Consider the following 23469-nt stretch of genomic DNA (forward strand, 5'->3'; position numbering starts at 1 on the left):
GTAATTTTGCAGCCGAAAGCACTGCCACGGTCTGTCGCTGGTGTCTTTGACACGAGAGGAAAGTCCGGGCAGCACAGGGCGCTCCACTTCTGAAAATGGAAGCTATTGGTGACAGTAGGTGAGGGCAGAAGAAAATAACCGCCTGTACTCCTGATGGAGCAGGTAAGGGTGAGAAGGTGGTGTAAGAGACCACCAGCCAATGGGTGATCATTGGGCTGTGCCTGCTGGAGGCTGCAAGTTCGCGTATACCACCGTCTGAGGGTTGCCCGCCCGACGGCTTCGGCTACGGTGGAGGGTAGAACGCTTGAGCCATGGGGTGACTCATGGACTAGATAAATGACAGACACCGGTGCCTGCATCGGTACAGAACCCGGCTTATAGGGGCAGTGCTTTCTTTTTTGTTTAAATCAGAAATCTTTATCTAACAGGATACCACCTTCGGCCTTGAGTGCTTTCAGGTGAAGGCGACCATCTCTCTTAGACAGCACGAACACGGTGGCTATGCTGGGTTCTTCTCCACCAGCGATGACGACAGGAAAAGGATGAACGCCTTTCTCTGGTGGCAGGTAGGCATACTCGTGAAGGTCGGCATTGAGGCAGATGTTGAAAGGCGCATTCGTCAGTAGTCGTCCCCACACATCATGGAGCGGGTCGCATCCCTCATAGCCGTAAAGGGGCACATGGTGGATGAGAACACGATGTTGTGCGTTCTTAAACGGTGCGGAGCATAACTCACTCTTCAGAAATCCACCCACTTGCTCACGGAACAAATCATTACGGTTCAGATGGGCAAACTGCGGGTTGTCATCACTGCGTGTCTCTCCGAAGTCTAACATTACAAAACGGGTATTACCCCAATTGAAGGCACCATACAAGGAGCCGTCCAGGAAATGAAGATAGTCGTGGAGATGCCACGACCAGGCACCACGCGCCTCGTGGTTTCCTCTCAGGTACAATACGGGGTTCTCTGCAGCATCTACTTTCTCATTGAGAACAGCCAGCATGTCAACAAGATCCTGTTCGCTGTCGGGCTCAACCAGACAGTCGCCGTTGAAGATGATGAGGTCGGCTGTCACATCCTGTACCTTCTCTGTGAGGGCTGTGATCGTTTCCTCATGACGGTGGATATCGTTGTAGATGACGATGCTGAAGTCGTTGTTCTGCAGGTCGGGCATCACAAACGAATAGATCCTGGATCGTGCGGTATCGCCTAAGGTGATATGACGATAACGGAAATCCTTGACCTCTTGCGAACAGACACGATAGTAATAACGCTGTTGCGGCTTGAGGTCCGTCAGTGTGATGTGGTGTACCGTATTGTTGGCCACCACCTTGCCTTCCTCAACGTGCCAGACGGGGGAGAGTCGGGTAGAGTCGGTGCCGTATTCAACCCAGCTGACTGTCGGTATGTGTGTTGACCATGTCACCACCATATCGTTGTTGACCGTTGTCGCTGTCTGGGCGAAAGAGAGTTGTAGGAATGGTCTGAGTGAAAATACAGAGTCAGTCTCCTGAGCTAACGCAGGAGAAAGACTCTGTATAACAATATAGCAAAAAACCAAAACTTGTCTTGAAAGTCGCATGATGCTTCTTTTCTGATGATTTAGAATCGATGGTTCAGGAAATCCTTGACATCCGTCCATCGGTAATAAGGCTCACAATCCGTCTTTACCGGGATGGTGGTCTCGTTCTCGTTGAGCAGGAACTTCACCAGCACATCTTTCGCATCTGTCTTCCGATAGAACACCATCTGGATATTGGCGGCCATGGGAATGATCTTGTCGATGGAGATGTACTTGTACAGATTCTGGATGTCGGTTGTTCCACCCATGGCCTCTTTTAATCCCAACAGATAAGCCAGTGGCAGTACCGAACTGTCATGACTGAAGCGGAGGGTCACAGAGGGTTCTCCTGCGAGGATCACCTGGTCGGCTTTGCTGACGATGCTGTCGAGCACCTCTTTCTGTTGCAGGTAGATGGGGGTTGATCCGGGTACGAGTCCCGTAGACAACAGCCATCCAGCGTTATAGCCTGTCCACATGTTAAAGAGTTCTTCCTTCGTGAACACGTCTATCAGGGAGATGTTGAGCTCTGGCACGTTCTGCAGATCCTCTGCCACATTGTAGAGGGCCTTCATCAGTTCTCTGCCGTCGATGAACTGTTTCGCACGAGTCTGGTCGGTGAACAGTGATGTCATCAGTCGGGCGGGGTCGTGAGCACCCTCGAAGATCGTCGACCGCTGCTGTTCATAGACCTCACTCTGAGGTGTAGCAGCTGGTTTGATGCTGAGATCCTCGACCACGAACTTCATATCGTGTTTACTGGCATCCATAGCGATGTCCAGTGCAGGGTTCTGTGCCTTCAGCTCCTGACAGAAATAGAACATGCTCAGCATGCAACGGCGTGAGGTCGATGATTTCGCATCGATCTTCAAGGGTTGTGACAGCAGTTCGGTGAAACGCTCATACATACGGTGGGCGATCTCCCGGTGCTGACGTGCGCCAAGCTTAGACAGGTCGCCATCACGGTTCCAGGCGTCTGCGTAGCCAATGCGTAACTTGCTTAGCACGTCCTCGCCTTTGGCGGTGAGGATACCAAACTGCCGGGCACTGTCGAGTTTGTTGATGGCCGTGACATAGTAGTCGTTGTGTGACATATAGCGTGAGCCATGTCGACCGTAATGACTAATGTAGAATGGCACATATCCCTTGGGAGCGGGTGTCAGTACCTTCTGACTAGGACCGGGATAGGCGAAATAGTTAGATCCCGTGCGGTAGATATCGTTGAAGATCTCTTCCTGGGATGTCTGTGCCTGTGCGGTCAGAGCAGTCAGTAAGGCGATTGCCCATAAAACAGGTCTGCGATTCTTCATCATGACGCTATTTCTTCTTGATCTTATCCTTATATGTGATGTTTGCCTGTTTCAGCATGTTCCTGTAGTAGCTCTCCACATCCTTCCAGTGATAGTATGGGAAGCAATCGGTTGTGATGGGGATGGATGTCTCGTTCTCATTCATCAGGAACTTCACAAGGATATCGTCTGAACCCTGCTTACGGAAGAAGATGAGCTGGATATTACCGGCCATCGGAATCAGACGGAAGAGGGCAAAGTGATTGTGCAGGTCTTCCATGTCGTCAGTACCCTGCATGGCCTCTTTCATACCGAGAATAAAGGCGAAGGGCAGTACTGTGCTGTCGTGTCCGAAGCGCAGGCGTACGCCGCTCTTCCCAGACTTGATCATGAGGTCGGCCTCGTCGAGGAAGTTTATCAGCAGCGGATAGTGGGCGTAGTGGTTGGGCTGTGCACCAGGCATCAGACCTTCCCAGAGGCACCAGCTTGCGTTATAGGCACGGAAACCATCGATGAACTCATCGTCGGTGAACAGGTCGTTGAACGACAGGTTCAGCTCCGGCAGACAGTACATGTCGGCTGCAATGTTCCACAGGGCGTCGGTGAACTTATAATGATCGATGAACTTACCGGCTGCCTCAGGGTTCGTGAACAACAGTTCGAACTGATGGCGGCCGTTGAGCATCTTGTGACGGAACACGTCGAGTTTCTCGTACAATGCATCATCTTTGTCCGACTTAGGGATGACGATGCTGTCGTTGGCAATCATGTAATACATGTCGTGTTCACTGGCATCCATCGAGATGTTCAGACTGGGGTTCATGCTGATCATCTCCTGACAGAAGTTAGCCATGCTGAGCATACAGCGTCTGACGGTAGAGGAGTTGGCTTTGACGTCGATGGCCTGATTCATCAGTGACGGATAGTTCACCATCAGACGGTGTGCGATGGCGCGGTGCTGACGACCACCCAGCTCTGTCAGGTCTCCGTCGCGATGCCAAGCGTTGGCGGCAGCCACGTTCAGTCGCTGCAGGATCTCCTTACCGTATTCCGTGAGCAGTCCCTGAGCCTGTGCGGTGTCCATCTTACCGATGGTGTACTTGTAATGCTTGTCGCTCGTCATATATCTGGCACCATGACGTCCGTAATGGGTTACGTAGAACGGCTCATAACCATCGGGAGCAGGGGTGATATGCCCTGACGGGTTGGGATAGTTACAATAGTTGCCAGTTGCCAGATCGAGATGAGCCATCAGCTCTGTTCTGGAAGTTTGAGCCTGAGCGGCAAGACAAAGTCCTGCCGCCAGACACATCATAGAGGTTTTGATCAATTTCATTTTTCAGATATTAATAGTTGTTGTTGTTTCCAGTAGCGACTGCTTAATAGCCCCAGAGCCCTTTCCTCAGAGCCTTGCGAAGCGTACCATTGCTGTCGTCATGATCGTACGACCATACCATTGCGCCACCCAGTCCCTTGTTCTTGATGTACTTACACTTGGCTGCGATGGATGATGCGTTCTCGAAGGAACAGATGTTGGTTGTCTGACCTTTCCATACGAGGTAGGGCACACAAGCATCGTCATCCCACTTCTCTGTGTACTTATCCTTCTTCTCGATAAGCTTCTTGACTTCAAAGTAAGACACGTCTGCCTTGAGTTCGCTGTTGCTTCCGTTGGCATGACCATAGAAAGGAATACCCATCAGAATCTTTGAGGCGGGAACGCCAGCGTCCATATAGTCAATCATTGACGAGTTGCATGAGCCTTTAGTCATAGATGACGAGTGCAGCGGTGCATTGTGGTATGGGGGATCACCCATGTCGTAGGTCATGATATTCACAAAGTCGACATACTTAGACAGTCCCTTCATGTCGTAATAATCGGGATGCTTTGCGCTCACGTCGATAGACAAGATCTTCGGACGACTCTTGTAATACTTATCGAAGGTCTCACGGAAAGTCTTCATCATCTTGGTGAGGTTAGCCTTATCGCTCGAGCTGTATCCAATATTATTGGAAGTAGCCTTTCCGGGATATTCCCAGTCGATATCGACGCCGTCGAGTCCGTAAGTATCAATCAGCTTACTGCACTGGCTGATGAACTTCTTCACCTTGTTGTCGTCTCTTGCTACCTGACTGAATCCGTCGACACCCCAGCCGCCGACCATGAGGATGATCTTCACGTTACTGTTGGTCTTGTTTCTGTGTTCAACGATCTTGTTCAGATACTGAGCAGCTTGCTTGCTAACGAGAGTGCCATCGAAAGAACTGTTGAAGACAGTCTTAGAGACGATGACATGTGTCATGTAAGAGAGATCGGGTAAGGTTTCTGGTTTTCTCCAGAAGTAGGCGATAGGCATTTCTGAAGACCCCCGAGTAATCTCGGTCTCTGACTCATTTGTTGCGGGGTTGCCTGATGTCAGGAGCTCCGGCTCGTCTGATGAACAGCTAAAGAACATAGCTGACACCATGAAAAAGGATAAAAGCTTTTTCATAATTGTTTTTTTTAAGATTGATGTTTATTGATTGAATTTACCAGCCATAAGTCTGGCTTAATGTATAGCCGCGCTGACCATAGTCGTCGATCTGCTGCTGACCGATAGGTGCGAGGTAGTTACGATCGGAGAACGGCTCACGGTTGGTAGCGTTACGTACCACGTAGAAGCCGACCATCTCACTGGCGTTAGTGCCATCGTAGGTCACTCGAGTACCATCTTTCTTCTGGACAGTCAGAACACCGATCAACTTATCAAGATACTCGTTGGTATCGTTGTTTGGCATCACGATCTCCTTCGAGAAGTCGATCCACGGTCCGAGGTAGTTATCGGGGTTACGGTCGTAGTCCATGTAGTTGAGCTTGTGCCAACGGCGCAGGTCCTTGATGCGAGAGCCTTCGTTGAAGAGCTCCATGCGACGCTCACGTCTGATCTCCCAGAGAAGGGCAGGCACGTCGCTGTCGCGATCAGGATCCTCAGGAATGGCGTTGATGTTCAGGGCAACGGTCTGTTGTACGCCGCGTGCCTTGGCATCGTCGTCGAGAGGACGCTGACGGATGGCGTTGATGCTCTTGTCGATATCCTCCTGAGTGACAGCAGCACCACCATAGCTCAGAGCCAACTCTTCCTTAGCCTCGATCCAGTTAAGTACGATCTCACCCAGACGCATCAGAGGCGCGTCGTTCTCGTTGAAGTCGGAGTACCAAGTAGGCTTGATGACGTTATGGGTAGCCTCAAAATACTGGAGAGCCTCTTTCGACGCATACTTATAGTGGTAGATGAGCGACGAAGAGTTGACATCCGGCTTATTGTAGAAACAAGCATCGAAGCGCGGGTCACGTGTCTTGGTCAGATTAGCCAGACTGAAGTCGTTGGCGCCCTCGATTGTTGAGATGCTGGCGGGCTTGCCATCGTTACAGTTGAATGCCTTGATGAAGGCCAGGCTCACACCTGTCTCACTCTCAGAACCACCATTGTATGAACCGATGGCATGAGTGATGTTCAGGGATGCGTCGTAGTGGCGGTAGAACAGCACCTCACTGTTGCTGCTCAGATCGAACGAAGCGAACAGGCTCTTGAAATCGCTGTCGAAGCTCCACTTACCGCTGTTGATAACCATATCACCAGCCTTTACTGCGAGTTCCAGGTATTTCTTCGCACGGGCAGCATCGCCACCGCCACGCTCTGTACCATGATACTTCTGCCATGTTCCCTCGTTGAGCATGAAGCGGCTGATATATCCGGCTGCGATATACTTGTTGAGGAACAGAGCACCATCGTTCTCGCGCATGTTGTCGAGTGCATAGTTGAAGAGCACATACACACTGTCCATCACGGCTCCGCGTGCGTCACGATCCTTATACATCGTTTCGGGGTCATCGTCCTTGACAACATCAGCAAAGTAGGGCACATCACCATATACGCTGACAAGGTCGGCATACTGGAATCCTTTCAAGAATTTGGCCACACCCATCCAGTGACGATAGGCCTCCTCGTCGATATTGTTCTTGGCGACAGTGTTCAGACGGTCGATGAAGATGTTCAGTGAGCGGATCAGACCGAAGCCCCATGTCGGACCGTAGTACTCTGAAGAGCAGCCGCGTGACTCGCTCTTCGATCCCAGAGATGTCGGAACCTTATTGGTGAAGTACGACTGTGTACCCTCGCTGACGAAGTCGTCGCAGAATCCTGTCGAATAGGAATATGCCCAGTCACGATCCCATTCTAAGCCATATCCTGGGAAGAAGGTCTCGTAGAAGTGGTTGGCATAGGAGCGCAGATCGTTCTCCGAGCGCCAATAGTTAGTATCTTCCATCGTGGTGAGCGACTCTCTGTCGAGCAGGTCGCTACATCCGCAGGTTACAAATGCGGTGGAAATCAGTAGATATTTTATAGTCTTTTTCATTGCTCGGATGCTTTAGAAGTTCAACTGAATACCGATAGAAACGGTTTTGAATGTAGGTGTACCAACACCGGTACGGTCCTGTGGACTACCGAAATAGGTGTTACCAGTCTCGACCTCTGGGTCGATAGGCAGACCACGCAGCTTATCCCATGTAAGCAGGTTCTCTGCGGTGAAGTAGAGACGTGCTTTATCTACGCCGATCTTACTTGTCAGGGCGTAAGGCATGGTATAGCCGAAGGTGAGGTTCTTCAGGCGCAGGTAGGCCATGTTCAGGATATAACGGTCGTTGACCATGAAGTTGTAACTGTCGTTACCAGAACCCATGCCCATGGCTGCGGGATAGAAGGCGTCTGTATGATCCTCTCTCCAGTAGTTGTCGGCGATGGCGGCAGCCATACAACCGTCGGAATACTTATATCCAGCGATACAGAGCGGGCCCTGTCCCCAGATCTTACGCTTGCCGATACCCTGGAACATCAAGCTCAGGTCGAAGCCTTTCCAGTCGGCACCCAGACGGAAGCTATACTCCAGACGTGGGGTAGAGTTGCCGATCTTCACGAGATCACCATGATCATCAGTGGTCTTGGTGCCCTTTGACAGTTTGCCGTCACCGTCTACATCCTTATACTTCACGTCACCAGGACCGAAGTGGAAGCTGCTACCTTCGAAATATGACTGGTAGACAGGCTTAGAACCGTCGGCATTAGGTTTGAGGATATATGAAGACTTGCCGATGCAGTTGGGGTCGTCGGTGTCGGCGGCTGTCAGCTCGCGGTAGATCAGGTTGCCATTGGCATCAGTCTCAAAGTCATCCCACTGATAGAGACGGTCTACCTTGAAGCCCCAGATTTCTCCGTATTCCTTACCGACATACCAGTCGCTCAGGTTCTTGGTGTCACCGAACTTCTTGACAACTGATCTGTTGTCAGCGATATTGAACTGACCATAGATTCCCAGTCCATTGGCAAAGCGGTGGTTATAGTCGATAGAGAGTTCCCATCCCTTTGTACGGAGCTGACCGTTGTTAGCCTTCGGTGCGCTGGCGCCATAGGTGATGGTGTTCACACCGTCGGTAGGCACGATCATGTTCTTCGTATCTCTCTGGTACCAGTCGAAGGTTATTCCCAGTTCGTTGTTAAGCAGACGGAGGTCGACACCAACGCCGAGCGTCTCGATCTTCTGCCAACTGATAGAAGCGGAAATGGCCGATGGGGTGTTGACATAGAACACTCTTGTACCGTTACCACCAATCCAACTGCTGAAGCCTGTGCTCATCGTGGGGATATAGAGTGATGAGCTGACGGTCTGGTCACCGATAGAACCCCATGATCCTCTCACCTTCATGGATGAGATGACGGGCTTCGTCCATTCCATGAACTTCTCTTCACTGACACGCCATCCTGCAGAGAATGAGGGGAACCACTTCCAACGCATGTCGGTGGGGAACTTCGATGTTCCGTCGTAGCGGAGGTTAGCCTCGAAGAGATACTTGTCGGCATAGACATAGTTCAGACGACCGAAGTAACCAAGCTGTGATGACCAAGAGGCGCCACCACCGCCAGTCCATGTACCAGTACCGAAGGCGAACTGAGGATTCTCGAAGTTCGTCAGTTCTGTTACCTGAGTATACTGACTGCTGGCATCGTAGGTCGTCAGGTTCATACCGACCATGAACTTAAAGTCGTGTACGTCCATCAGTCTCAGCGTGTAGTCGGTATAGGCATTCAGCGTGTGACTATAAGAGTTTTCATGATTGCGCTTGAAGAGGTTGGGTTTGTCGGCACCGTTGTAGTTGGCCATATATGGCAACTTGTAGGATACCATTGCACCCTCAGTGTCCTCGCTTACCACTTGTCCGGCATTGTTCACATAGATCTTATTGCCGTTGGCGTCTCTGCGTACGACAGGTGTGTCACGATAAGAGGCTGCACTCAGCGTAGAACCAGGAAGGGTGGCGATATACTCCTTATTATAATAGGTATAGTCGGCCTTGATCTGCCAGTTCTTCAATGGGGTGATGGTCACGCCCATGTTCACGCTGGAGTAGTTGGTCTTCTGACTCTGACTGGCGGCCTGCATGGTGGCACTCTGTGCCGAACGGATGATCTCACCGTCTTCGTTGTAGCCCATGGCCATCAGAGGTGACCAGCGGTAGAGATAGATCCAAGGACCATCGCTGCCCGACTCCGTCAGGAACGGATATTTCTTGTTGAAGGTAGAGTACATCATTCCACCGCGGATGGTCAGGAACTTGTTTACCTCGGTCTCCAACTTCACAGAAGCGTTGTATTTCTTGAAGTTGTCCGTACAAGTGCTGAACATACCGTCCTGACTCAGATAACCCAGTCCGATATTAAAGGTGGTGTTACCCTTCTTGCCGTTGACGGTGATATTATGCTTTGTGGAAGGAGCGTTCTCACGGATGATATAATCGTAGATGTTGTATGGACGGATACCATAGATACGTCCGCTCTCATAGAACCAGTCACGACCATAGACAACGGGGTCGTCGGCACCCATGCTTCCGTATTTCTCAATCCAATCCTTGGTCATCTGCAGACTCTGCTCACTTACACGGAAGTAAGAACCCGTGTAAAGACCGTCGTAAGAATAGTGACCAGTATGTGAGCTGTCCTTTTCACGAGCGCGGCAGTCGAGCATATACTGCAGACCGTTCACGCCAGCCACGTCGTAGTCCTTCGACAGGTTCTCCCAGGCGAAGTTACCTGTATAGGAGAAAGAAACCTTATCGGTCTTCGCACCTTTCTTCGAGGTCAGCAGTACCACACCGAAAGCACCTTTCGAACCGTAGATAGAGGCCGAGGCTGCGTCTTTCAGAATGGTGATTGACTCGATGTCGTCGGGGTTGACAACCTGAAGCGAAGGAATCTCCACGTTATCCAAAAGGATCAGTGGAGAGGAACCGCCCTCATAAGAGCCGATGGCACCGCGGATTTTCATCTTCGGGTTTGAACCTACCTCACCTTGCGGGTCGGTGACGGTCAGACCTGCGACAGCACCCTGCAGACCACGTCCTACGTCGGAGATGACACGACCCTCGAACTGCTTGCTGGCATCGACAGATGCGACGGCACCAGTGAGGTTGGCCTTCTTCTGTACGGCGTAACCCACAACCACTGTCTCTTTCAGCAACTGGGAGTCGTCGTCCAGGATGATACGGGCATTCTTGGTTGCCTTCACCTCCTTGGATTCATAACCTACGTAGCTGACGATGAGTGCGCTTCCTATGGGAGCCTCAATGGTGTATTCACCATCAAAATTGGTGATGACACCGTTTTTTGTGCCTTTCTGCATGACGGTAGCACCAACGAGCGGTTCACCAGCCTTGTCAGTTACCGTTCCCGTGATGATAGTCTTGCCGTCGGGCGATGTGTTTTTGTTATCCTGTATTGAAGATCTGGAGAGAACAATATATTTATTGGTCGTGAACTCATAACGGATACCCTTGGCCTTGACAAACTGATCCATGAAGGACTTCAGCTTTCCTTCTTTCTGGGCAAACGATACCTGTGAGTTAACGTTCAGGTCGACGTCGCTATAGACCAACAACAGGTCGGTCTGCTTTTCAATAGCGGTGAAGAACTCTGAAATGGTTACTGTTTTTGACGGTAACTTTAGATTTTGGTTCTGTGCGTTGGCAGTCAGCGTGGCAGATAACAAGATGCAGACTGTTGCCAGAATTTTTACGAAGCGAGAGACATCCAGAAACTCTGATATGTCTTTCAGACATCCACGATGTCGTAGTTTTTTCCTTGAATTCATTGTTAGGCTTTTAATTTTTAGTTTGGTAATTCTCAAACTCCTCCATGACGGTGTGAGTTGAGTTTGTGGCTTGTTGATACATGATCAACACATTGCTGGTAGTTTTTAGTCAATCAGCGAGGTCATTCACGTTTGTTGGTTATGTCCATAGGCATTCAAATTTAGTTATTTATCATTGAAATCTATGTCTATAACCCTTTATCGTTATAAATCCACTAAAGGAAAATGAATTTTTTTTGTTAAATCGGTCTTGAGGTCCTTCTTTTAACATTTAAGACCTGGAAGAGACTATTGGTAAAGCATGATCTCATTCTTCTCGTCGTCTTTCTGTATCTGGAATGGATGAACCTTCTGCATGAGGCGTAGGATCTCCATCACACCGTCACGCTGGCGGAACTTACAGGATATCTCAAGATCAGAGATGGCCGGATTCTTCACGATAATCTTGACGTCGTAATAGAGCTCCAGCTTCTTGATGATCGATCCCATACGCTGCTTATTAAAGGAATAGATGCCATCTTTCCACAGGATGGGGTTCTCTTCGATGGCACTGACCACATAACCATTGGCGGTCTCTGTCAGCTTCTGGTTGGGAAGCAGGATCGTAACCTGACTCTCGTTGTCACTCTGATAGACGCCAACCTTTCCTCTCAGCAGAGATACCGAGAGCGGCTCCTTGGGATAGGCGAAGACATTGAAGTAGGTGCCCATCACCTTGACGTTATGTTTGTTGGGCGTTGTGACGATAAACGGGTGTTTATCGTCTTTCACAATATCGAAGAGAGCCTCGCCCGAGAGTTCTATCTTACGTTCCTTTCCGAAGGCAGAGGGGTAGTGGAGCGTAGAATGCGCGTTCACCCATACCGAACTACCATCGGGCAGGATGATGTGGGCACGCTGTCCGTCGGGCACTGTCAGTGTCTGTGCGATGGTGTTGGAGGATGATGGCTGAAGGAGGCTGTAGGCGATCCATGTACTCAGGATTCCGAAGAGGAAGACGGCGGCATAGCGCAGGATCTGAAGTCTGACGATCTTATGTTGCTGACGGCGACGGTTGCCCATAAACAACCGATAGCTTTGGTTGCCTGCATCCTCGTCCTTGAGCGATTCATGCAGGTTGGTAAGAGCCCTGACATTCTGGTAGTCTGTCATCTCTTTTCTCAAGTCGGGGTCGTTCTCAGCATCACAGAGCAGTTCCATACGTTCTGTCTCGCTCAGCTCGTTCTCGTAATACTTGATAATCCTTTCGTCCATACTATCCATACAGCTTGTATTTTATCCTCATTCTGTATATATAACCTTCTTTGTCATGAAATCCACTAAGAGTCTGTCGATTAAAAACCTTAAAAAACCAAAATATGGTAACGGCTTAGATCGTAGGGAATAAAAAGAGCAGGAGCGGAACATAGTCTTTCAGCTCTTGTCGCAGTTTTTTATAGGCTATTCCAATCTGAACCTCGATGGTGTTGATCGATATGCCCAGTTCCTGTGCTATCTGTGCCTGTTTCTTACCTTCAAGCTTACTCATCACAAAGATCTCACGGCATTTCGGAGGCAGCTTCTCTATGGCCTCGTAGAGAAGATCCTCTATACTCTTTTCGTCGGAGAAAGCTGTATTGAATGCCTCCAAGGAGTCGTAACGCAGTTTCGTTTCCAAGACATACTGCTTCTGTATGCTCGACTTGGCCTTCTCTGCGACGAGATTCCTGCGTAGCATCTTCAGCGATCTGTTCTTGATGCTCGTAAAAAGGTAGCTTGTCAGGTTGATGTCCTCGTCGAACGAGTCCCATTGTTCATAGATCTTCAGGAAAGTATCTTGAACAATGTTCTCCGCGTCTTTCTCGACGAGGACATATTCCTGCGCAAAATGCTTGGCGCGAGAATACCAGCCGACATAGAAATGTTCGAAACTGTCTTGCATATCTTGTCGATAACGTGATCCTTACTGGGTCAGCAGGTACTTCTTGAAGTCGGCAAAGTCCTTTGTCATGGGGACACTCTGCTTCGTTCCTTTCATGAAGGCTGCCAGACGGTCGGGGATTGCCACGTCGATGCCGACAATCTCGTCGACCTTTTCCTTGAACTTAGCCGGATGGGCGGTCTCACAGAACACACCCGTCTCATCGGCAGCCAGTCCTTCTGCCAATGCCTGATAGCCGCAAGCGCCATGTGGATCAAGGATATAACCCGTCTCCTGGTAGCACTGACGCATGGTCTCGCGGATCTGGTCGTCGTTGTAGGTGGCACCGCTGATGAGAGCGGTGATACGCTCATGACTCTTGCCATAGAGGTCGTAGATACGGGCGAAGTTCGAGGGATCGCCCACGTCCATAGCGTTGGCCAGCGTCTGCTTCGATGCCTTAGGCTCATACTTGCCTGTCTGCAGGTATTTGAAGAAGATATCGTTGGCGTTGTTAGCTGCAATGAAACGTTTGACGGGCAGACCCATCTCATGTCCGAAGAGGGCGGCACAGATATTACCGAAGTTGCCGCTGGGCACGCACATCACCAGGTTATCGGCCTTGCCCTGTTCCTTCATCCGGGCATAGGCGTTGAAGTAGTAGAATGCCTGTGGCAGGAAACGGGCCACGTTGATCGAGTTGGCCGATGTCAGTTTCATGTGCTGGTTCAGTTCTGCGTCCATGAAGGCGTTCTTGACCAGCGCCTGACAATCGTCGAAGACACCGTCCACCTCAATGGCGGTGATGTTCTTGCCGAGCGTTGTGAACTGACACTCTTGGATGGGTGATACCTTCCCTTTCGGATAGAGCACATACACATGGATGCCCTCTACGCCCAGGAAGCCGTTGGCTACGGCAGAGCCTGTATCGCCGGATGTCGCCACCAGCACATTCACTTCCCCTTTCTCCTGACTCCCGACTTCTGTCTCCTTCCGAATAAAGTACTGCAACAGACGGGCCATGAACCGCGCGCCTACATCCTTGAAGGCGAGTGTAGGACCATGGAAGAGCTCCAGGGTATAGATATTCCCCTTAACCTGCACCACGGGACAGTCGAAGGACAGTGTGTCGTAGACAATCTGTTTCAGGGAGGCTGCATCCACATCCTCGCCGAAGAAAGCATCGGCAACGGTATAGGCAATCTCCTGGAAGGTCTTGGTCTCGATCGTGTCGAAGAAAGTCTTCGGCAGTTTCTTGATCTTCTCTGGCATATAGAGACCACGATCCTCGGCCAGTCCTTTCACCACAGCCTTATGCAGGTCGGCGGTGGGCGCTTGTTGGTTAGTGCTATAATATTTCATCTTATTCTATTTTCATTAGTTCTTGCATGAATTCCTGAAGTTTCAGCAGACCATAGCTTCCACTGACGCAGCTCACCTCGTCGTATTGCAGCACCTCGTCGGGCTCGATACCTCTGTACCAGAACAGGAAAGGTACGGGCTGTCCAACGTGGATGCGCATCTCTACGGGCGTGAGATGATCGGGGAGTATGGCTATGCATACGGGCTCGTCCCAGGTCTCCACCTCTTTATATATTGGTGTGATAAGACGCTGGTCGAGATACTCGATGGTCTTCAGCTTCAGTTCGAGATCACCGTCGTGTCCAGCCTCGTCGCTGGCTTCCACATGTACGAAGACGAAGTCCTCGTCTTTCAAGGCCTTGATAGCTGCCTCTGCCTTACCTTCATAGTTGGTGTCGGCCAGTCCGGTAGCTCCTTCCACCTCGATGATACGCAGTCCGGCGTAGTGGCCGATGCCTCTGATGAGGTCTACGGCAGAGATGACAGAACCCTTTTTGATCTGCGGGAACTGCTGTTGGAGCGTCTGCATAGAGGGCCGATAGCCGCCGCTCCAAGGCCAGATGCTGTTGGCCTGACGCTCACCACGCTTGGCACGCTCCTGGTTGAAGGGATGTGCCGCCAGTAACTCCTGCGACTTCAGAATCATCTCGTTGATAAGGTCGGCGGTCTGCTGAGCCGTCAGACGTCCTGGTTCTACGGGAGCCCCTTCCTCCGCCTTTACCAGCAATCCGCGCCATTCTTCGTTGGGGTGGTCGTGGGGTGGGGCGCAGACGATATGCTTCGAGCCACCTTTGATAACCAACAGATGACGGTACTGGATGCCCGTGATGAACTTCACCCGTTCGCAACCTTCCCGTTCGTTAATAGGCTTGGCCAATTTCTCATTCAGGTATCTGATCAGCACGTCGGCATCCTGAGTCTCCAGGTTACCACCGTTGTGCGTGATGATCTTCCCATCCTCGAGGGTGATGATGTTACAGCGGATGGCCAGGTCGTCATCGGCCATCTCGTAGCCGATGCTGGCTGCCTCAAGCGGACCGCGTCCCTCATATACCTTATTCAGATCATAACCCAGGATGGCTGTGTTGGCCACTTCAGAGCCTGGAGGAAATCCCTCAGGTACGGTGACCAGTCGACCCGTGCGACCTTCGCGCGCCAACAGGTCCATCATTGGTTTATGGGCATATTGCAATAAGGTCTTCCCACCGAGTCGCTCGACGGGAAGATCTGCCATACCATCACCTAATATAATGATGTGTTTCATAAAATTTCGTTTTTATGCATCATCGGCTGTACCTCAGCATAAAGCAAGCTTTCTGCCTTCGGCTTGCACGATAATTCATCATTTTAGATGTTTGCAATTGACATGATGTTCGCGAATACACCAGCTGCTGTCACGGCCGCTCCTGCACCATAGCCTTGGATGAGCATCGGATACTCCTTATAGCGCTCGGTGGTGAGCAGTACGATGTTGTTAGAGCCTTCGAGGGGATAGAACGGGTGACTCTGTGGAACCTCCTTCAAGGCCACGTTTGTCTTGCCGTTTTCCATCGTGGCCACGAAGCGCCAGCGCTTACCCTCGGCCTCGAGTACCTTGCGGCGTGCCTCGAAGTCGGCATCCAGTTCAGGCAGTCTCTTCCAGAAGTCGTCGATGCTGCCCTCAAAGTAGCTGTCAGGCACGAAAAGATGCTTTTCTACATCCTCCTGTTCCACCTTGTAGCCAGCCTCACGTGTCAAGATGACGAGCTTACGGATCACGTCCGTACCGCTCAGGTCGATACGTGGGTCGGGCTCGGAATAACGCTGTTCCTTGGCGCGGCGTACTGTCTCAGAGAAGGGCACGTCGGCCGCAATCTCATTGAAGATGAAGTTCAGCGTACCAGAGAGGATCGCCTCAATCTTCAGAATCTTATCACCCGAGTTACACAGGTCGTTGATGGTGCCGATGATAGGCAGACCGGCACCTACGTTCGTCTCATAGCGGAACCATACGCCACGGTCACGGGCCGTCTGCTTCAGTTTCATGTAACTGTCATAGTCGCTTGATGCGGCAATCTTGTTGGCAGCCACCACGGATATGTTATGCTCCAGGAATGTCTGGTAGAGCGTAGCAATCTGTTTGCTGGCGGTACAGTCTACGAAGACCGAGTTGAAGATATTCATCTTCACGATCGCGTCGCGCATATGGTCTGTATTGGCAGGATAGCCTGCACGTAGGATTTTCTCGTAATTGTCGAGGTCGATACCGTCGCGGTCGAGCACAAAGTTATCGACATCCGAGATACCCACAACGTTCAGCTTCAGTCGACGTGACTGCATGAGGAACTGCTGTTGGGTACGGATCTGTTCAAGCAGCATGCCACCTACGGTACCGATACCACAGATGAAGATGTTGAGCACCTTGTATTCTGACAGGAAGAACGAGTCGTGGAGTACGTTGAGTGACTTACGCAGGAACTTGCCGTCTACTACGAACGAGATGTTCGTCTCGGAGGCGCCTTGGGCACAGGCAATCACGGAGATACCTGAGCGGCCCAGTGTGCCGAACAGCTTACCAGCGATACCTGGTGTCTGCTTCATGTTCTCGCCTACGATGGCGATGGTGGCCAAACCGCTCTCCACCTGCATGGGGAACATTGCACCTGTCTCAATCTCCTTGGCGAACTCTGCGTTCAGCACCTCTGCGGCAGCGGCGGCATCCTCGTCGCGCACACCGATAGAGGTTGAGTTTTCTGAAGAGGCCTGTGACACCATGAACACAGAGATCCCCTTGTTGGCCAGGGTGGTGAAGATACGGCGGTTTACACCAATCACGCCCACCATCGACAGACCCGTCACAGTGATCAGTGTGGTGCCCTTAATGCTTGAGATACCTTTGATGGGCTTCTGATCGTTCTCAATATGATCCTTGATCAGTGTACCTGGGTGCTCTGGGTTGAAGGTGTTCTTCACCTTGATGGGTATATTTTTGATGCAGACGGGATAGATGGTCGGTGGATAGATGACCTTGGCACCGAAGTTACAGAGCTCCATCGCCTCTACATACGACAGTTCGTTGATAGTATATGCACTCTTGATGACCTTCGGGTCGGCTGTCATGAAGCCGTCGACATCCGTCCAGATCTCCAGCACATCAGCGTTCAGCACAGCGGCAATGATTGAAGCCGTATAGTCCGAGCCGCCACGTCCCAGATTGGTGGTCTCGTGGCTGTCGCGGTCTCTGGCGATAAAGCCAGGCACGACATACACCGTTTTGTCGTTGAGATTCTTGAATGTCTCCTTCACCAACTGTGTCGTCAGCTCTGTGTCGAGCACGTGCTTACCTTGTTTCTTCTCCGTGCGGATAAAGTCACGGCTGTTCATGCGCACACCGTTCTTGATCATCGCCGCCACGATATGCGAGCTGAGGCGCTCACCGTATGATACGATGGTGTCCTCGGTCTTCTTCGACAGGTCGTGGATCAGGTACACACCGTAGAAGATACTCTTCAATTGGTCGAAGAGCTGATCTACATTGTTGAATAAGTCTATGCGCTTTTTGTCATCAGAGATGATGGCCTCGATCATCTGGTGGTGGCGCGTCACCATCGCGTCGAATTCCTCACGATAGTGCTCATCGCCCTGCTTGGCCATCTTCGATGTGGCGATCAGTTTGTCGGTGATGCCGTCAAGTGCACTTACTACTACTACGACAGGTTGCGTCCGAGCCTCTGTCTCCACAATTTTTTTCAAGCTAAGAATGCTTTTTACGGAACCTACGGACGTTCCGCCGAATTTCATTACTTTCATATTCCTATGCAATTTATCTTACTGACGGTACCCCTTGACAAGTGGGGTCTTGTTCCCTCAGCGCTGCAAAGGTAGTGCAAATTGCGTGAATAACAAAATAAAATCGTAAAAAACTGTGCTTTTTGTCTGTTTTGTTGAATGTTTATTCATGATGATAGGGCTCACCCTTGATGATCGTGCAGGCACGGTATATCTGTTCCGTAAACACGAGTCGTATCATCTGGTGCGAGAAGGTCATCTTCGACAGCGACAGTTGTTCGTTGGCACGGGCATAGACAGCAGGGGAGAAACCGTAGGGACCTCCCACGACGAAGACAAGACGTCGTGCCGTGTTCCGTTTCCGCTCGAGCCACTGGGCGAACTCGATGCTACGGAACTCCTTGCCGTGCTCGTCGAGCAGTACCACCGTGTCAGACGGCTGCGTCTGCTTGAGTATCAGATCACCCTCGGCCGTCTTCTGCTGTTCCTCCGACAGACTCTTCGTGTTCTTCAACTCCGGGATGGTCACGATCTCGAAAGGCATATAGTGACCAATGCGCTCCACATAGTCACTGATGCCTGCCTGGAAATGCTTGTCGGTGGTCTTACCCACGAGTATCAGTAGGGTCTTCATCTTTCTGGGGGTATTGGTCCTTACGTTTCGGGTTCATGGGGAACCAGCCTTTTTCTACGCGTCGTTTCTGGGCAAACAGTTCGCCGATGCCCCAGAGAGCAGAGGCGCCAAACACGCCGAGGAACGACGATACATAGACATTCTCTACAAACAGGGCGGTGGCGCAGCAGGCAATGCCCACTAGCAGATAGACCACCCACGGACGAGTGCCCCAATAATATTCGGTCTTGATGACAATCGGATGCCAGATGCCGATAGTCAGGAAAGTCATGAGTGCGATGGTGATACCTGTAAAATACATATTTTTCGTGTTTATTTTATTGTTTCTTCTTCAATAAATTTCTCGAACTGACTTTTGTAGCCGTTGAACACATTGATGTCCACTTCGCCATGGATGCCAGCCACCCTGCCGTCAGGACAGAGCTGCCAGTAGGTCAGTCGCACATCAGGCTTGTACTCCCCATAACGGGCTATCCACACGCGATAGTCGCGCTTGATGTCTGGAGCCAGTGAGAGGTACTTGTTCACGAACATCTGATTGATGTATAAGATGGGGCGTACACCCGTTTTGCGCTGTACCATGGTCATCCATATGCGGATATGCTGAAACATCCTATCGATGCCGCCCATCTGCTGTATCTGCGCGTCGCTGGGCTCCACATCGAGCACAGGCGGCAGGTCGCCCTTGCTGAAACGTGTGTTCTGCAGGAAAAAGCGTGCCTGATCTGCACCGCTGGTGCGTACTGACCAGAAGTGATAGGCACCCGTACGGATGCCGTGTTTCCGTGCTTGCACGTAGTCGCCAGCATAGTATCTGTTGCGGATGGTGGTACCCTCGGTCGACTTGATATACAAGAACGATACGGGGTAGTCGGCGGTGCCGCTCACGTTACGACTGCCTTTCTTGCCGAGCCAGGTGATACGCATCTGATCCCAACGGATGGGAAACACCTTGCGCCCCTTGCCGTGCTGATAGCGCGCAATGTCGATGCCATAGATACGCTCGGTGGTATATCTCATGCGCTCGCCCATGAACCGTCCTGCGGTCCAGTCGCCCACGCGCAGATGAGGCTCCCCGTCGTCAGGCTGCAACAGTTCCAGTCCGAAGCCGTGCTGACGGTCGTTTTCCCAGTGCCCCTCGGCATAGTCTCCGTTGGGACGATAGTAGGCACCATGTCCGTGAGCCTTTGTCTGACTGAAATCGCCCATGTAGGTACCTATGGAGTCGATACGGACACCTGTCTCTACGGTGTCGGCATGGCAGGTTCCTATGATAGTTCTTCCTTCAGCGTCGAGGAGGAGTGCCGACCCCTCACGTTGGTAATCTCTCCAGGTGCCGATGTTTCGCACGGGCACGTAGGAGCTGACCTCTACGAGGTGCCGTCTGCCATTGGCAAATGCCACAACCATCTCATAGCCCTCGTCCTCCACGTTATGCCGCTCGAAGTAATAGCGCAATTCATCGTCGATGGCCGATGGCACCGTCAGCGTACTGTCGAACAGCATGTGCGATGCGATGTCTGTGCTCAGGCGCATGCCCGTATAGGCAGGCTTGCGGATATACAGATTGGCAATCATCAGCCCGATGAAGGGCAGGGTGATATACAAGATAATCTTCTTCATTCTTTTTACGAGTGCAAAAGTACGGAAAATAACCGAGAGATACGAATAATTCGTGGTGGTTTTTGAATTTTTTCAGCCTTGATTGGACAATTGGACAATTGGACAAATGCAGCATCAGGAATTGTTCTTTGTTCGCAATGGCTCCCGTATCTGTGTCGTTGTCAAAAAGGGTCGGAGCAAAATGACAGTTTCCTCGGAGGAAAGTCTGACTTTCCTCCGAGGAAAGTAAAAGTTTTCTAAGAGGAACATCATAAAAAGAACAAAATCTCTTTGTTCTATGCATGGATTTCATTATCTTTGCACTTGGAAACGAGTTGAAGCAAGTCGTTTCTGGATATAAATAGTAGTATATTAGAACCATTAAATTGATTTGACTTATGAAAAAGATTTTGATGATGATGGTTGTTTTGGCCATGACGAGCTGGTGCACAGTTGCATATGCTCAGGATGTGATTACTAATCCGGTGCAGCAGCAGGAGCAGCAGGCTGCCCTCCAGGCAGAGAAGGCCGCTAAGAAGCAGCAGAAAGCTATTGAGAAGAAAGAAAAGGCTCAGAAGAAGGCCGAGAAAGAGGCCAAGAAAAAGGAGCGTGCCATCAAGAAGCACAATGATGCGGTGAAGGCTGCCAACAAGGCTCAGAAGGATGCGGAGAAAGCTATTGCCAGATCGCAGAAGGCTGCAGAGAAGGCTGCTATTGATGGTTCAGACAAGGCGCGTCTTGCTGCCGAGAAAGCTCAGGTGAAGGCCACGAAGGCCCAACTGAGAGCGGAGAAGTTGGCTAAGAAAGCGAAGAAATAGAAGAATCCCCTCTGAATGGGAGGGGACTCTGTATTAATACTGACGGAGGGCAGCGAGGAGTTCGTTGTTCTCCGTTTTCGTTCCAATGGTAATTCGCAGACAGTCCTTACAAAGCTGTACACGGTTGCGGTTCCTGATGATGATACCCCGATCGACAAGGTAGTCGTAGATCTTCTGGGCATCTGTCATCTTGGCCAGGAAGAAGTTGGCATCTGTGGGGTATACCTTCTCGCAGATGGGAAGCAGTGCGAAAGCGTCGACCATTCTGCCTCGCTCCTGTAGGAGAATCTTCACCCAGTTGTCTACCTCGTAGGGGTCTTTCAGTGCCTCCAATGCCTGTTTCTGTGTGAGCTGGTTGATGTTGTAGGGGTATTTCACCTTGTTATAAATGGCGATAATCTCCTTTGAGGCGAAAGCCATACCGAGTCGGATGGCTGCACATCCCCATGCCTTAGACATGGTGTTCAGCACAATCAGGTTGGGATATTGGGACAGTTCTGAGCGTAATGGCGTTACTGCCGAGAAATCGCTATATGCCTCGTCGACAATGACGATTCCCTCGAAGCCTTCAATCACCTTGACGATCTCCTCACGTCGCAGACTGTTGCCTGTGGGGTTGTTGGGAGAGCAAAGCCAGATGATCTTCGTGTGCTCGTCGACGGCAGCCAACAGCTTTTCGGCCGTTATCTGGTAGTGCTCGTCTAACAGGATGGGACGGTACTCTGTATCGTTGATGTCTGCACAGACCTTGTACATACCATAGGTTGGTTCGATGGCGACGACATTGTCGATACCTGGTTGACAGAAGCAACGGTATGCCAGGTCGATGGGCTCGTCACTACCATTGCCGAGGAAGATGTTCTCGGCAGGTACGCCTTTTACCTTAGAGAGGGCCTCCTTCAACTCCAGTTGGAGCGGATCGGGGTAGCGGTTGAAAGGCTGGTTGTAGGGGTTCTCGTTGGCATCGAGGAACACGCGTGCCTCGCGCCCTGCATACTCATTGCGGGCAGAGCTATAGGGTGCCAGTGCCCATATGTTTGGTCGAACTAGTTCTTGTAAAGGTTTCATTTCAAACTGTTTATTCTTACGGTCATCGCGTTCTTGTGTGCATCGAGCTGTTCGGCGGCTGCCATCAGTTCAACGGCTCTTCCTATGTTCTGGATACCTTCTGCCGTGAGGTGTTGGAAGGTTACCTTACGACAATAGCTGTCGAGGTTTACCCCACTGTAGGCGGTCGCATATCCGTGTGTGGGAAGGGTATGGTTCGTGCCACTGGCATAGTCGCCAGCACTCTCACAGGCATATTCGCCGAGGAACACACTGCCTGCATTGATTACCTTCTCTGCCAGCTTTTCATAATCGGCCGTCTGGATGATCAGGTGCTCAGGTGCATAGGCGTTGGATAGTTCAATGGCCTCCTTACGGTCGTGTACCAGAACCAGTCGGCTGTTCTCCAAGGCCTTGGCGGCAATCTCCTTGCGTGGGAGCAGTTCGAGTTGACGGTTCACCTCAGCCTGGACGTCGAGGATGACCTGCTCGGATGTCGTGATGAGGAACACCTGTGAATCGATGCCATGCTCTGCCTGTGACAGCAGGTCGGCGGCGATGAACTCGATGTTGGCGGTCTCATCGGCGATGACACAGACCTCTGACGGACCTGCAGGCATATCGATAGCCACATCGTGCAGGCTGACCTGCTGCTTGGCTGCCATGACATACTGGTTGCCTGGTCCGAAAATCTTGTATACCTTTGGTACTGACTCTGTGCCGTAGGCCATCGCTCCGATAGCCTGCACACCACCAGCCTTGAAGATCTTATTCACACCTGCGATACGGGCAGCCACAAGAATGGCGGGATTCACCTTGCCCTCGCGGTTGGGAGGCGTACACAGTACGATATCCTTGCAGCCTGCGATCTTTGCTGGAGTGGCCAGCATCAGAACAGTAGAGAAGAGTGGGGCTGTACCTCCTGGGATATAGAGACCAACCTTCTCGATAGCGACACTTTTCTGCCAGCAGGTCACGCCAGCACGGGTCTCCACCTTCTTTCCTCTGAAACGCTGTGACTCGTGGAAAGCCAGAATATTGTCATGGGCCAGTTGGATGGCTTCTTTCAGTTCCTGACTGACTATCGTCTCCGCCTCTTGCATCTCTTCGTCTGTGACGACGATTGAGGGCAGGTCGACATGGTCGAACTTCAATTCATAGCCTTTGACGGCATCATCGCCACGCTTCTTGATGTCGGCGAGTACTGCGGCTACTGTCTCGTTCAACTGCGACACATCCAGATGCGGACGTTCCACAAGTTTGCTCCACTCACTTTTCTCTGGATATCTGATGATATTCATCTTCT

Annotated in this window: 17 protein-coding genes and 1 other RNA gene; 2 read left to right on the forward strand and 16 right to left on the reverse strand. The window is 51.1% G+C overall.

What is annotated here, in order from left to right; translation table 11 throughout:
- The first annotated feature begins 18 nt into the window (after window positions 1–18).
- Window positions 19–394, forward strand: an RNA gene (gene rnpB, locus BMY63_RS00435) — RNase P RNA component class A.
- 13 nt (window positions 395–407) lie between these two features.
- Here rnpB and BMY63_RS00440 read toward each other — a convergent pair.
- From BMY63_RS00440 to BMY63_RS00505, 14 genes are all read right to left on the reverse strand, one after another.
- Window positions 408–1583: a purple acid phosphatase family protein gene (locus BMY63_RS00440; RefSeq protein WP_177178346.1), complete on the reverse strand. Its 1176-nt coding sequence runs from the start codon at window positions 1581–1583 to the stop codon at window positions 408–410.
- A gap of 20 nt (window positions 1584–1603) precedes the next feature.
- Window positions 1604–2875: a histidine-type phosphatase gene (locus tag BMY63_RS00445; protein ID WP_091914013.1), complete on the reverse strand. Its 1272-nt coding sequence runs from the start codon at window positions 2873–2875 to the stop codon at window positions 1604–1606.
- A gap of 4 nt (window positions 2876–2879) precedes the next feature.
- On the reverse strand, window positions 2880–4187 hold the full coding sequence (locus BMY63_RS00450; protein WP_091914015.1) for a histidine phosphatase family protein: 1308 nt from the start codon (window positions 4185–4187) through the stop codon (window positions 2880–2882).
- A gap of 43 nt (window positions 4188–4230) precedes the next feature.
- Complete coding sequence (locus BMY63_RS00455; RefSeq protein ID WP_091899232.1) at window positions 4231–5343, reverse strand: glycoside hydrolase family 18 protein; 1113 nt, start codon at window positions 5341–5343, stop codon at window positions 4231–4233.
- 37 nt (window positions 5344–5380) lie between these two features.
- Complete coding sequence (locus BMY63_RS00460; protein WP_091899233.1) at window positions 5381–7249, reverse strand: RagB/SusD family nutrient uptake outer membrane protein; 1869 nt, start codon at window positions 7247–7249, stop codon at window positions 5381–5383.
- Between the two features lie 12 nt (window positions 7250–7261).
- The gene (locus tag BMY63_RS00465; RefSeq protein ID WP_255397393.1) at window positions 7262–11032 is read right to left on the reverse strand and encodes a SusC/RagA family TonB-linked outer membrane protein; all 3771 of its coding nucleotides are present in this window, start codon (window positions 11030–11032) and stop codon (window positions 7262–7264) included.
- 288 nt (window positions 11033–11320) lie between these two features.
- Window positions 11321–12286: a FecR family protein gene (locus BMY63_RS00470; protein ID WP_091914902.1), complete on the reverse strand. Its 966-nt coding sequence runs from the start codon at window positions 12284–12286 to the stop codon at window positions 11321–11323.
- A gap of 115 nt (window positions 12287–12401) precedes the next feature.
- Window positions 12402–12953, reverse strand: a complete 552-nt coding sequence (locus tag BMY63_RS00475) for an RNA polymerase sigma-70 factor (protein ID WP_091899235.1) — start codon at window positions 12951–12953, stop codon at window positions 12402–12404.
- A gap of 21 nt (window positions 12954–12974) precedes the next feature.
- Window positions 12975–14294 carry a threonine synthase gene (gene thrC / locus BMY63_RS00480; RefSeq protein WP_091914027.1) on the reverse strand — a complete coding sequence of 440 codons (1320 nt, stop codon included), beginning with the start codon at window positions 14292–14294 and terminating at the stop codon, window positions 12975–12977.
- 1 nt (window position 14295) lies between these two features.
- Entirely contained in the window at window positions 14296–15558 is a 1263-nt protein-coding gene (locus BMY63_RS00485; protein ID WP_091914028.1) for a cofactor-independent phosphoglycerate mutase, read from the reverse strand.
- An 83-nt stretch (window positions 15559–15641) separates the two neighbouring features.
- Window positions 15642–18083: a bifunctional aspartate kinase/homoserine dehydrogenase I gene (gene thrA, locus BMY63_RS00490; protein WP_091914030.1), complete on the reverse strand. Its 2442-nt coding sequence runs from the start codon at window positions 18081–18083 to the stop codon at window positions 15642–15644.
- A 142-nt stretch (window positions 18084–18225) separates the two neighbouring features.
- The gene (gene rlmH, locus BMY63_RS00495) at window positions 18226–18696 is read right to left on the reverse strand and encodes a 23S rRNA (pseudouridine(1915)-N(3))-methyltransferase RlmH (RefSeq protein ID WP_091899239.1); all 471 of its coding nucleotides are present in this window, start codon (window positions 18694–18696) and stop codon (window positions 18226–18228) included.
- On the reverse strand, window positions 18668–18997 hold the full coding sequence (locus BMY63_RS00500) for a DUF4491 family protein (RefSeq protein WP_091914032.1): 330 nt from the start codon (window positions 18995–18997) through the stop codon (window positions 18668–18670). The genes rlmH and BMY63_RS00500 overlap by 29 nt, the downstream gene beginning before the upstream one ends.
- Window positions 18998–19008: 11 nt before the next feature.
- Window positions 19009–20319, reverse strand: a complete 1311-nt coding sequence (locus BMY63_RS00505; RefSeq protein ID WP_091914035.1) for a GH25 family lysozyme — start codon at window positions 20317–20319, stop codon at window positions 19009–19011.
- Window positions 20320–20696: 377 nt separating this feature from the next.
- Here BMY63_RS00505 and BMY63_RS00510 point away from each other — a divergent pair, with 377 nt between their 5' ends.
- Entirely contained in the window at window positions 20697–21116 is a 420-nt protein-coding gene (locus BMY63_RS00510; protein ID WP_091899242.1) for a hypothetical protein, read from the forward strand.
- Between the two features lie 33 nt (window positions 21117–21149).
- Here BMY63_RS00510 and hisC read toward each other — a convergent pair whose 3' ends face one another.
- A complete protein-coding gene (gene hisC / locus BMY63_RS00515) occupies window positions 21150–22184 on the reverse strand; it encodes a histidinol-phosphate transaminase (protein WP_091914037.1) in 1035 nt (344 codons plus the stop codon).
- Window positions 22181–23464, reverse strand: a complete 1284-nt coding sequence (hisD, locus tag BMY63_RS00520) for a histidinol dehydrogenase (RefSeq protein ID WP_091914039.1) — start codon at window positions 23462–23464, stop codon at window positions 22181–22183. The genes hisC and hisD overlap by 4 nt, the downstream gene beginning before the upstream one ends.
- Between the last annotated feature and the right edge of the window lie 5 nt (window positions 23465–23469).

The sequence above is a fragment of the Prevotella aff. ruminicola Tc2-24 genome (genome assembly GCF_900110895.1).
Lineage (GTDB): Bacteria > Bacteroidota > Bacteroidia > Bacteroidales > Bacteroidaceae > Prevotella.